Here is a 12095-nt window from a genome sequence, read left to right as displayed (position 1 = left end):
GCGCTGCATTTAGGCTAATTGGCAATAGAATTGACAATCAGCCATTTTATCTCGTAATGTGCGCGTGTAAAGCAATCAGAAACCACCATGACCTACATCCCCCGGAACGCAGAATCGAGGCTTCAACAATTCGCCAGCGGCTATCCGGTGGTTGTGGTCACCGGCCCTCGCCAGTCCGGCAAGTCCACCCTGGTGAAGCACGCCTTTCCCGATCACCATTATGTATCGCTTGAAGATCTGGACCAAAGAGAATTTGCTGAAACGGACCCGCGTGGATTTTTGAATCAATTTGGTGGGGGCGCCATCCTGGATGAGGCGCAACGCTGCCCTGCCCTGTTTTCTTATCTCCAGACACGCGTCGATGAACGGCAACAGCCCGGAGAATTTATCCTGACAGGTTCCCAGCAGTTTGGCCTGTTATCAGGCATCACGCAGAGCCTGGCCGGCAGAGCTGCAATGCTGACGCTGCTACCCATGACCTACGGCGAGTTACAGCGTTCAGGAAAAATCGGCAAGGACCTCGACAAGATACTCTTTGACGGGGCGTTCCCCCCTATCTTCGACCGCGGACTCGAATCGCATCCTTGGCATGGAAACTATGTACGCACTTACCTGGAACGAGACGTCCGGCAACTGATCAAAGTACAGGATTTGGGAACCTTTCAACGCTTCCTGAAATTGTGTGCAGGTCGGACCGGACAACTGCTCAATCTTTCGTCGCTGGCCAATGACTGCGGTATTACACATAATACGGCCAAGGCCTGGATCTCCGTTCTGGAAGCCAGCTATATCGTGCATCTGTTGCCGCCGCATCACCAGAATTTCAACAAGCGCCTGGTAAAAACGCCCAAACTCTATTTCCTGGATACTGGTCTTGCCACCTGGCTGCTCGGTATCCAAAACAGCGAGCAACTGCCGACCCATGTTCAACGGGGTGCCCTGTTCGAAACCTGGGTGATCAGTGAATTGCTCAAAGCCCGCTATAACGCGGGAGAAACCTCGAACCTTTATTTCTGGCGCGATCGTTCGGGGCACGAAGTCGATCTGCTGATTGACCATGGAACCGACCTGTCACCGCTGGAAATCAAATCCGGGCAAACCATCAACAAGGATTACTTCAAAGCGCTGGAATTCTGGCGAAAACTGGCCGGTGAAACCACCGGAAAAGCGTGGCTTATTTATGGTGGTGACAGCCGACAATCCCGTTCCGATGTCACTGTTCTGCCCTGGCATGAAATCAATGCCGAGAAGATTTTGAAATGAAAACACCCGCCATCGGTCGCAATTATCCCTGCCGCTGCGGTAGCGGAAAGAAGTTCAAGCACTGCCATGCCCAATCAAGCCTGGGCAGCTAACGGCCTGGCCCCGCTGGAAAAAGTGCGCTGGCTCACAATTTGGAAGATTGGTGCAGAAAAGGTGGACAGCCTGCCGCGTTGAAACAGGCCCGTCGGGTTACTATCCCTGCCCCGTGAGTATGCCAATAACAAGGAATGTGCGTGACGCCCGTCGCGCACGGTAAAACAAAGGAGTTTTCTCATGCCTGCCCGATTCCCCTGCCTGAAGATGCTGTGCGTTGGTCTTTTTAGCACCCTTGCCGCCTGTAGCGACGGTACCGATGGCATCCGGCCCCCGGCTACGCCCGACCCCGAGCCGCCCCCGGTGCAGCCGAGCCTGGATGAGCAACTGGGACAGGTAATTGAAGACCGGGGGCTCACCGGCGATCCCAGCACCGGGCGCGAGCTGCCGTCGATTACCGACCCTCTCGCACAGTTGGGCATGAAGCTGTTTTTCAGCAAGTCCTTGAGTGGGCCGCTGGACACCGCCTGTGTCAGTTGCCACCATCCAACCATGGGCGGCGGTGACGACCTGCCCCTGCCAATCGGGGTGGAGGCCGAATTCCCCGACCTGCTGGGACCGGGAAGGGTTCACGCCAGCTGGGGGCACCACTTCGACGGCGGCCCCACGGTACCGCGCAACGCCCCGACAACCTTCAATATCGCGCTGTGGGACCAGGTGCTGTTCCACGACGGCCGGGTGGAGAGCCTCGGCAAGACTCCGGGTGCCAACGGCGATGACGGCCAGGGAGTGCGCACCCCCGATTCCGCATTTGGCACTGCGGCTCCCGACGCCGAGAACCTGACCCAGGCCCAGGCCCTGTTTCCGGTTACCTCGGTAGAGGAGATGCGCGGGCAATTCGCGGCGGGCGCGAGCAACGCCGAGCTGCGCGCCGCACTGACCGAACGGCTGACAACCCAGGAGATAGCGAACTCCTGGCTGGACGACTTCCAGCTGGCCTTTGACAGCGCCGCTGGCGGCGATGAGCTGATGACCTACCAAAACATCAGCCGTGCCCTGGCGGCTTACGAGAACTCCCAGGTGTTTGTCGACACCCCCTGGAAGGCCTATATCCAGGGCGATACCGACGCCATCAGTGACAGTGCCAAGCGCGGGGCGATACTGTTCCACACCACTGCCGAGGATGACGGTGCCAGTTGCGTCGCCTGTCACAGTGGCGACTTCTACACCGACGAGAAGTTTCACGTGCTGGCCATACCCCAGATTGGCCGGGGCAAGGGCGACGGCGCAACGGGGGATGACGACTTCGGCCGCTTCCGCGAAACCGGTGAGCCCGCTGACCGCTATGCTTTCCGCACGCCCACGCTGTTGAACGTGGCAGTCACCGGCCCCTGGGGCCACTCAGGCGCCTATCTTGAGCTGGCGGCCATCGTGCGCCACCACGTGGCGGTGGAGGATGCGCTGGCCGGCTTCGACTATTCCCTGGGCGGCGCGCAAGCGGGTCTTCAGTACGACAACGCGCAGGCCAACACCACGCTGGCATTGGAGCAGCTTCGGGATCAATGGCAAAGCGGGCGGTCCCTGCTGACTCAGGCTGAACTCAGCGACGAGCAGATTGACGATCTGGTCAGCTTCCTCCGCGCCCTTACCGACCCCTGCGTCGAGGACCGGGCATGTGTTGGCAAGTGGGTGCCCGAGTACGGCTCCGGCCCCGATGCCCTGCAGTTAAACGCCACCAATGCGGCGGGAGACCTGCTTTAAGCGCGCACACCGGGCGCTTTTCCTGGATGGCGCCCGGTCCACGCTGCCCGAGGCGTCACCGCCGCCCCAGGCGGTCAGGTGCGTGGTGGGAGTGCCCAGCGCAAACCTGCGATTTGCTTGCGTTATTACCCAGCTTCCAGTGCGCCATGACTAGCAATGCCGGACACACTGACTACTAGAGCCTGCCACTCCCACTCGATTATAAACAAGAACTTTTTATCTTATATTTGCTATGGCTTGCTTCCCTGATAACTGGCAATACCGTGTTCAGGAAATGGCTGTTTTTGCTCATAAAATCACAGCTCCAATAAGAGGACTTGAAAAATATCGGTCGATATACCGAACAACAATGGGGTAAACGTCAACGCAACACCTGCCTGAGAGCACTCGAAAAACGCTTTGGCTGGTTAGCGGAAGACCCGCAATTGGGTAAACATCGCACGCGGATGTGACTGAAGGCTATTACAGCTTCCCGCAGGGCGAACATGTTGTCTTCTACATTATTGGAGAGAAAGGCATAGATATTATTGGCATCCCGCATAAGGAGATGGATATCAGCACATATTTTCTCCCTGGTTAAACAATCAGGGAGAAGGCGGAATGTCAGTTAGTGCCAGACCTCCGCCCCCAGTACGCCTCACTCCCACTCGATTGTAAACAAGCTATTTTTATCTACTATATTCAACGCCTTGAGTTACGCGTAATCAGAAATACCATGAAAAATACCATGCTCAGAATTTTATCCAAAGAGCTTCGTCTTCCCACAAATCAATAATCCCTGAACCTCACATCCGCACACTATTCCACGAAGATATCCAGATTGATGAAGTCGGCCATATCAGTGTAGCTATAAACTATCGAAGAAGTAACGTTTTGGGACCTTCATACCGGACTCGTGAAAATCATCGCAAAGTCGACCCTGGTAGCCTTATGGGAAGAGAACTTGAAATTCAACATGCAAAGGCAGGCTCTGTCAGCTTTCACTATAGACCACAGTAGCTCAAGCGCTATTCAACGACACACTCTTGCGCAATAACTGCATCTAATTTATCATCACATGATGTCATTTTTTATGGCTCCTGATGAGGGAGATTACTCATGAGAACCACACTGAACATTGATGACCAATTACTGGCAGAGGCTCAGCGGATTACCGGGGTGAGCGAGAAAGTTGTTCTCGTTCGAGAGGGGCTGCGCGCCCTTGTTGAGCGAGAAAGCGCGCGCCGGTTGGCGCGACTGGGGGGAAGCGAGCCTAAACTTAAACCAATATCTCGTCGCCAGCCCGATCCTGCAAAATGATCCTGGTCGATAGTTCGATCTGGATTGACCATCTGCGCTCCGGTGATACCCGGCTTGCTGACTTACTTGACCGAAGCCAGGTACTGACACACTCCTTTGTAATAGGTGAACTGGCCTGCGGAAATTTGCACAACCGCGATGAGATTCTCAGACTGCTCAATGACCTTCCACACGCACCTGTCGCCTCCCCGGCAGAGGCACTGTACTTTATCGAACGTAATCGACTGATGGGACTGGGAGTCGGTTATATTGATATCCACCTGCTTGCTGCAACCGCATTGGCGGAAAATACCTTGCTATGGACAGGCGACAAACGACTGACGAAAGTTGCAAGCAAGATGCAACTGGCATTTTGACGAATAACCCTTGGATTTTCTGAAATCCAGCGGCCGACCCGCCGGTATCGAGGTATAAATTCGTGAGTTGAAAATACCGGGCACCGAATGTAATGATCCCTGCCTCTGCAGCGGCGGAACATAGCTCAAGCACTACTGCCCGGTGCAAGGTGGGCACCCGGTGCTGATTGATCAGGATTAGCCCAAACCGTTAAAGACAACTCAGAGCATCCAGCAACCAGCGCTGGGCGATATGCTCCTGCTCCAGCCGGAGGCCGGGCGCCAGCTGGTTCTCCCGGAGCGTTTCGTACAGCGCTGTTTCTGCCTCGGTCAGATTATCGAGCGCGCCATTGAAGCGCTTGGCGTCCGCTTCCCGCCCCCAAACACCCCGATGAGCCTCAAGCGTGTTGCGGTCCATCAGCAGCGAGTGCGCGTGCGGAAAGGGTTGGCGGAAGCGGTTGAGAATGGCGAAGCCATGGGTGTCGATGTCGCCCCAATAATAGAGCCGCTTGCTCGCCAGCCAGGGAAGGTGACGCAGCGCGTCGACGCCATAGCCGAGGCCGAAGATCACCAGTGCCCTGGGAAACGACGGGAACGCCAGGCCATTGATCTCGTTTTCGGTGATGAACACTGTGTCCACCCCCGGGTCCAGGCGGGCGAACTGGTCCACCGGTATCGTCAGATCAGTGAGGCCGCTGATGGCCAACCGGTCTTCCAACAGCCGGAAACGGATCAACGCTGGCTTGTCGCGCAGTCCATATCGGCGATTAAAGCCGCGCACCCCGGTGGCGCTGGCATCGATCGTCTCGGCGGGCAGGATGGCGTCGAGAAGCTTACCGAGCAGGCCGCGATGGGCTTCGATGAACTTGGTGTGGATGCCGGGAATATCCAGTTCACGCAGATAGACACCGGGACGTGGGTGCGCCTGGAACCAGGCCAGCACGGCGAGCAGGTCGTCCCAGATCGGCTGGTGTTCCAGGACTTTCAGCGGGTACTGACAAAGCCAGCTTCGCAAGGTGGGAAAGATCACCAGAGTCCGGTCGGCAAGCTCGGAAAAACGTGCCGCGTCGCGATGCCGACCGAGCCAGTGCAGGGCGTCATCCTCGCTATCCACGGTGATGACGTCGGGTAAATCATTGGCGCCCTGTACCCGGTGGCGTTGCTGGCGCCAGTGTACCGTATAGCCGAAGCCTTTTTTTTCTTTCGCATCCTCGCGCAGGCCGCGCACCCAGTCGGCCACGTCGGCGAAGCGCTCGGTGATATCCCGGGCGTCGGGCTTGTGCAGCCGCAGCGTCAAGGGAAACAGCGCTTCACCAGCCAGACGCGCTCGTAGAATGTCACCGCGCCGCCAGTACTTTTCCAATTGGCCGCGCAGATCGGCAGACGAGGTCCAGCTCATGACTCCACGCGAATCCGTTCGCGAGCGGTTTTTTCCGCCCGGTATTCCTCGATGCTGAGATTGCGCACCAAGGATTCGCGGCCCTCGCGGTTGTGCACGAAGCCGACGCTGTGGACATAGGGCTCGATGATGTGAATCTTCTGCAGTGGCGTGACGATCAGCAACTGCAGATTAAGCCGCTTGAACAGCTCCAGGCCATAGCGAGCGGATTCATCAGAGCCGCGGCCAAAGGCCTCGTCGATGACCACGAAGCGAAACGACCGGGAGCGCTGCTCACCCCATTCCAGGCCGAACTGATAAGCCAGACTGGCTGCCAGCACGGTGTAGGCCAACTTCTCCTTCTGGCCACCGGATTTGCCGCCGGAATCGGAATAGTGCTCGTACTCCCGGCCATCCTCGCGCCAGCGCTCCGAAGCGGAGAAGACGAACCAGTTGCGCACGTCGGTGACTTTCTGGGTCCAGCGTTTGTCCAGCTCCCCGGTGCCGTCGCGGCCTCGAAACCGCTCGATGATGTGTTTCACCTGCAGAAATTTCTGTTCGGTGTACTGCTCTTCCTCGTTGCCACTAAGGGCACCCTCGGTGCAGGCGCGAAGCTCCTGCTGGAAGTCGCGCACGTCATTGTCAGTGGCGGGCTCCGCCAACAGGGTGATGTAGCGGCCCGGATTGTAGTCGATGCCTTTCAGGGAGCGGTTGATGATATCGATGCGCTCGCGGATCGCCTGACGTTCCTTGTGCAACTGCCCCTGAAATGCCGCCACCTCGCGGATGGTGTTCTCGTTGAGCAGTTCCTTGAAGCGGCGCTCGAAGCGCGGCAGATCGTCGCGCTGCAATGCCTCCAGCATGGTGCGGTAATCGCCACCGGCCGCCAGGGTGGCGTCCACCTCGCGGCTTTCCAGCGGCCATTCATGCTGGTGGCGCTGCATGGCGCTAACAATCTTTTCTCTCAAGGATTTCAGTTGTTTGTCGCGCCGATCGATACGCTTTTGCAACCAGTCCCGCAGTTCACTCTGCTGGTTGTCGCAGGATTCCACGGTCAGGGTGCGCCCGGCCAGCGCCTCGTCGCGGTAGCCCGACACTGTCTCGAAGCAGGACCGTTGCACCTCATCGGCCTCAGCCAATTGCGCGGCGCTCTCCTGGCGCTGGGCACTGGCGGTTTCGGTTTTGTTCTGGTTGGCGCCCTCGTCCTTGCCCAGGGTCGAGAGCGTGTCCTCAGTCTCCTTCAAACCGCTTTCCAGTTCCTCAAGTTGGCTTTCCAACTCCCGCAGCAGATCATTGGCGGCCTCCAGGGCCCGGCACTCGTTCTCCAATTGCTCCAGTTGCAAAACCAGCGGCTTCCAGTCCAGTTCTTCGAAATCGCTGAACATGGCCAGCTGATCCAGATAGCGCAAGGCATCTTCCAGGGTCTTGCGCTCTGTCTCCCAACTTTGCACCTGACCGGCCAGTTCCCGCCCGCGCCGGGCCAGAGATTCTGCTTCCGCTTCGAGTGCGCGAATTTTGGCGTGGTTGTCCCAGCCCAGCACATAGCGGCTGGCGTCGTCGAGCCGGTGGCGGTCGTCCTTCTCATGGCGACCACCGGGCGCTTTGATTTGTCCGGCACGGGTGACGGCGCGCTGCTCGCGGCGGAAGCGAATGAGATCCTCGCAGCAGACGTAGTCGAAACGCCGCAGCAGCTCACGCTCCAGCCACGGATAGAAAGCGCTGTCCGGCTGAATGCGCAACTTGTGCACCAGCGACTCTGGTGACGCCGCCTGCACTTCGCCGCGCGGTTCGCGAACCCGGAAATACACCAGGCGACCGCGCAAGAGAGTGCGTTCTACCCAGCCGGAGACCTGCTCATAAAGGGCATCCGGCACCAGCAGCGAAAGGCCAAAATTGTGCAGCAAGCGCTCGATGGCGCCTTCCCAATCCCGCTCCTCAGGGGGCACCTGCAACAGCTCACCCACAAACGGCACCTGATCTTCGTCCAGTTCCAGCGCCTCACACAGGGCTTCTCGGATCGCCAGCACCCGCCCGGGAATGTTGGAACGACGTCGGCGCAGGGAATCAAGTTCCGCTGCCAACTCGCCGTGCTGATCATTCAGCCGGTGCAGATCCGCGCCGGTCTCGTTGATCTGGTTCTGCAGTTGCGCGCGCTGCTCCTGCAAATCACCCTGGCGCCGTTCACGCTGGTGCCGGTTGTCGACAAACAGGTCCAGGGTGTCAGCATCGGGCAGCGACAAAGCCTGTGCCAATGCACGGTATTGCTCCGCCTTGTCCTGCCGCTGTTGTTTTTGCCGCTGGCAGCTTTGCATCTCCGCCTTCAGCCGCTGCAGCCGGTCACCGCCGTTGTCGGCGATCGATTGGCGTAGATCATCGCGGCGCGCCTGCTGATCACGGCGGCGGGTTTCCAGGGCAGTGCGCCGCTGGGCCAGACGCTCCGCCTCTACCGAAAGGTTGTCCAGGCGTTTGTCCAGCAGATTCATCTTCAAACCGGCGAACCAGGGCCGCAGGGCATCGCGGCTTTGCCGCAAGTCAGACACTTGACGTTCGATCTCTTCATGGTGATTTAGATCGGCTACCAGCGGCTCGAGCATGTCGATGCGCCGCCGGGCCTTGAGCACTGCCTCATGGGCGCGATTGAGATCGTCAAAATGACGAATCAGTGCTTCGATGCGCTCGCCCACCGGGAACGGCTCCAGCATGTGATCGCGAACGAAGCGGGTGATGTTGTCCACCGACTTCATCGACACGGTCTGGTTGAACAGCTCCATGGCCTGTTCATTGTCGATGCCAAAGCGGCGGCGGAAGGCTGCACCGTAACCGGGAAAGGCGTCGAACACCTCAATACCGCTTTGCTTTTTCAGGCGCTTTTTCAGGGCGGCAATGTCGCTGCCAAAATCGGCAAAGTCATCGATCACCGATAGTGTCCTGTCGGCCACTACATAGAAGCGCTCCGGCTGGCCAGCGCTGTCCTTGATCCAGAACACCTGGGCAAGGGTCACGTTCTGGTCGTAACCGGCGTTGTGAAAATGGCCAAGAATCACCGAGTAACTGTTGTGATCGCGCAGCGCCACCGCCTTGGCGGAAAGACCGGCCTCGCCACGCTCGGATTTGTAATACCCCAGCACGTAGGAGCGCAGTGAGCGCTCCTTGCTCTCGGCGCCGGCGGCCTTGTTGTAGGTGATACGCTGCGCTGGCACCAGCAGGGTGGTGACCGCGTCCACCAGCGTGGACTTACCTGAGCCTATGTCGCCGGTCAGCAGGCTATTGTTGCCGTGCGGATTCAATGCCCATACCTGACGGTCGAAGGTACCCCAGTTGAGCACCTCCAGCCGCTGCAACCGAAAGCCGGCCTGCTCGTTGGAAGCGGCAAAATCCAGCCCCAGATTCTCACTGTTCACCGGCTTGTTCCCGATATGCCTTGAGGCGCTGTTCGAATTCCCCCAACCACTGCGCGTCGACAAAGGACTGCAGAATGCGGCGCACTTCGTAACGGTCGCTCTGGCCGCGCAGCCGGCGCAGAAAACCCAGCTCAATCACCTTGTTGATGTCGCCCTGCACGCGGTCCACCAGTTTCGCCTCGTTGGCGGTGTCCGGCAGGAACAGCCGCACCAGCTCGACGATCTGCTCCTGGGTCAGTATCAGACGCGGGTCGCCGCCGCTGGCGTCGTGCTCGGCGAGTTTCTTGCGCAACAGTGCCAATAACAGGCTGACCGGATAGGATAGCTGGCGGCGCGGCACCAGCCGTGGGGGACCCTGCTCGTCATCGCCGCGCTCCACCTGACACAGGTAGGCGTAGCCCTCCGGCTCGTCCAGCACCAGTTCCAGCCCCAGCAACGCCACGTGATCGCGCACCCGGCTTTGCAGCGTCAACAGCGCCTGCCACAGCACCTCCCGCTGATCGCGATAAAGCACGCCTTTGAGCAGATGAATCAACAGAGGCGACAATTGTGAGTCGGTATCGATATCGGTGTCACTCATGCATTTACCGGCTAAATAGCACATCGGGAACGGTTGCGCGGCGCATCATGCCACGATCGTCGCGCCAACTCACCTCGCACTCGGCGGCCTCATCGACCAATGCCTTCGGATCATCGGCGGCCAGTGTCAACCAGGCCACCAGCTCCGCCAGGCCGCGCTCCAGTGGACTGTGATCCAGTAACGCCGCCAGGGTGATCTGGTCGCGGGTTTGCAGCGCCCGTTGCAGCCGCGAACGCAGCGCCGCCCGATCCACATAAAACTGGTCGAACAAAACGCCGGCGTCCAGGTCGGCGTCACCGGTGGCCAGCTCGTTCTGCGCAATACGCGGCTTTAACGGTGGGCGGTACAGCGGCCGCTCCAGGGGCAGCACCACCGACGGCGCCTGTTCGTTTATTGTCATACCCGGCACCGGAGCCGATGCCTCGCGCACCGCCAGGGCATGCTGTTCTACTTCGTGCAGCAACTGCATGATGCGGCGGTTCTCCAGCCAGGCCTGATCGTCCAGATAACGGCGCAACTGCTCGGACAGCCGCGCCACCGTGCGTAGCGTCGCCTCGCCGGCCTCGAGCCAATCGTAGTGCACCCGCTGCAGGCGCGGATCCGGTTCCAGCTCGCGCACCGGGTCCAGCGCCAGAACTTTCTCCAGCAACGCGGACAACTCCTCCTGCCGTCTCGCGGACATCAGAAAATCCCAGAACGCACGAAAGGTGCGGCCCTGATCTGTGTCGGTAATGGCATCGTGTACGCCAAACACCTCCGCCAGCATATCGGCCTTGCCGCCGTCCCACACTGCCACTTTTTCCCGCACCTGCCGATCCAGATCGCGGAAGTTCTGCTCCACCTGCCGAAAATCCGCCAGCAGCGCCCGGGCGGTGTCCGACATCTGTAAAAACCGCTCGCGCAGCCGGGTGTCGTCCATCATCCGCAAGCGGCCCGCATTGATCTCTTCGATCTCCCGCTCAATGTCCGCCTTGCGCCGGGTCAACTCCTCGATACGCACGCGCGGATTGGTCTCGGTGCCCTCGGTGATCTCGCGCAGCAGCTCGAACACCGTCAGCAATCGCGACTCCGCGCCGATAAATCGCTGCCCTTGTAGCGACACCAGCCAATGCAACGCTTTCTCCGTGGCTGGCGCCAGATCGTAATGAGGCTCGTCACTGTCGCGAGGGTAATACTTGCGCAGCCAGCCGCGCTCGTCCGCCGCCCAGTCGTTCAGATACTGTCCAGCCGGCTTGGGAAAAGCGCTCTCTCCCAAACGTTCGCGCAAATGGAACAGAAAATCCTCCAGCCGCGATGCCAACTCCGACTCGGCGAACGTCCGCTGGTTCGGCTCGATAAAATAGCGGTGCAGAAAGGCCACCACCATCGGCCCATGGTCGGCTGCCAGCAACCGCCAACCGGGATGCTGACGGCGGAGAGTGGTAAGAAAGTCATAATCCATGAAAAGGGCCATAGTGCCAGTGAGCGTCTAGTTTCACAAACCCCGACCAGCAGTGCCAAGGGAAACCGGACCAACCTCAGCCCCACCTGCTCGGCCCCAAATAACGCGTCACCCTGTCACCGCTGGCCAGTAAACAGGAACTCCTCGTATGTCGCTGGGCCAGGACGGTCGAGGGAATTCCAGGTCAGACAGAGTAGAAGTTGAGCAGTTTGCATGCCTGGCGAGTGCTACATCCTCGGGTCAACAACCGGCATCACCCCTAATAGGAAAGCAAAAAAAAGCATTGACACCGGGTTTGGTGAAAGTAGTTCCTGACTAAACAGTGCCAGACGGCCGCCTACCCACTCGATTGGAAACAGGCGTTTATTATTCCTACTTTCCCGTTAATTATGATCAGACTACGACAATACCATGAAAAACACCATGTTCAGAAATTCCTTCAATTCGTTTCATTTTTTCCACAAATCTGTGAGTACTGAATGTCTCATTCGAACAATATTTCAAGAAGATATACAGGTTGATGGAGTTAACCCATTCAGCGTATGTAGATGGTTACCAAAAACCGCGCATAGTTGGCGATACCGCTCAAGGCGCGAATGCGCGT

10 protein-coding genes are annotated in these 12095 nt (G+C 58.7%); 6 read left to right on the top strand and 4 right to left on the bottom strand.

Features of this window, described 5'->3' with window-relative positions; genetic code table 11:
• The first annotated feature begins 87 nt into the window (after positions 1-87).
• From DWB85_RS01365 to DWB85_RS01340, 6 genes are all read left to right on the top strand, one after another.
• Positions 88-1263 (top strand): ATP-binding protein, encoded by a 1176-nt coding sequence (locus DWB85_RS01365; protein WP_117952386.1) that lies wholly within the window; start codon positions 88-90, stop codon positions 1261-1263.
• Positions 1260-1355, top strand: a complete 96-nt coding sequence (locus tag DWB85_RS19920) for an SEC-C metal-binding domain-containing protein (RefSeq protein WP_117952385.1) — start codon at positions 1260-1262, stop codon at positions 1353-1355. The genes DWB85_RS01365 and DWB85_RS19920 overlap by 4 nt, the downstream gene beginning before the upstream one ends.
• Before the next feature lie 181 nt (positions 1356-1536).
• A complete protein-coding gene (locus tag DWB85_RS01355; RefSeq protein ID WP_205422637.1) occupies positions 1537-3057 on the top strand; it encodes a cytochrome-c peroxidase in 1521 nt (506 codons plus the stop codon).
• A 317-nt stretch (positions 3058-3374) separates the two neighbouring features.
• The gene (locus tag DWB85_RS19915; RefSeq protein WP_205422636.1) at positions 3375-3509 is read left to right on the top strand and encodes a type II toxin-antitoxin system RelE/ParE family toxin; all 135 of its coding nucleotides are present in this window, start codon (positions 3375-3377) and stop codon (positions 3507-3509) included.
• A 646-nt stretch (positions 3510-4155) separates the two neighbouring features.
• Positions 4156-4356 (top strand): type II toxin-antitoxin system VapB family antitoxin, encoded by a 201-nt coding sequence (locus DWB85_RS01345; protein ID WP_117952384.1) that lies wholly within the window; start codon positions 4156-4158, stop codon positions 4354-4356.
• Positions 4353-4712: a type II toxin-antitoxin system VapC family toxin gene (locus DWB85_RS01340; RefSeq protein WP_117952383.1), complete on the top strand. Its 360-nt coding sequence runs from the start codon at positions 4353-4355 to the stop codon at positions 4710-4712. Before DWB85_RS01345 ends, DWB85_RS01340 begins: the two co-directional genes overlap by 4 nt.
• Before the next feature lie 190 nt (positions 4713-4902).
• Here DWB85_RS01340 and DWB85_RS01335 read toward each other — a convergent pair whose 3' ends face one another.
• The 4 genes from DWB85_RS01335 to DWB85_RS01320 are packed head-to-tail and all read right to left on the bottom strand — an operon-like array spanning position 4903 to position 11491.
• A complete protein-coding gene (locus DWB85_RS01335) occupies positions 4903-6090 on the bottom strand; it encodes a DUF3322 domain-containing protein (protein WP_117952382.1) in 1188 nt (395 codons plus the stop codon).
• Positions 6087-9470, bottom strand: coding sequence for an ATP-binding protein (locus DWB85_RS01330; RefSeq protein WP_117952381.1), 3384 nt, complete (start codon positions 9468-9470; stop codon positions 6087-6089). Before DWB85_RS01330 ends, DWB85_RS01335 begins: the two co-directional genes overlap by 4 nt.
• A complete protein-coding gene (locus tag DWB85_RS01325; RefSeq protein WP_117952380.1) occupies positions 9460-10050 on the bottom strand; it encodes a DUF4194 domain-containing protein in 591 nt (196 codons plus the stop codon). Before DWB85_RS01325 ends, DWB85_RS01330 begins: the two co-directional genes overlap by 11 nt.
• A 4-nt stretch (positions 10051-10054) precedes the next feature.
• Entirely contained in the window at positions 10055-11491 is a 1437-nt protein-coding gene (locus tag DWB85_RS01320; protein WP_117952452.1) for a DUF3375 domain-containing protein, read from the bottom strand.
• Positions 11492-12095 lie beyond the last annotated feature (604 nt).

The sequence above is a fragment of the Seongchinamella sediminis genome (assembly GCF_003457605.1).
Lineage (GTDB): Bacteria > Pseudomonadota > Gammaproteobacteria > Pseudomonadales > Halieaceae > Halioglobus > Halioglobus sediminis.
The sequence above is the reverse complement of the archived record's forward strand: the minus strand, read 5'-3'. Positions and strand labels throughout refer to the sequence as shown.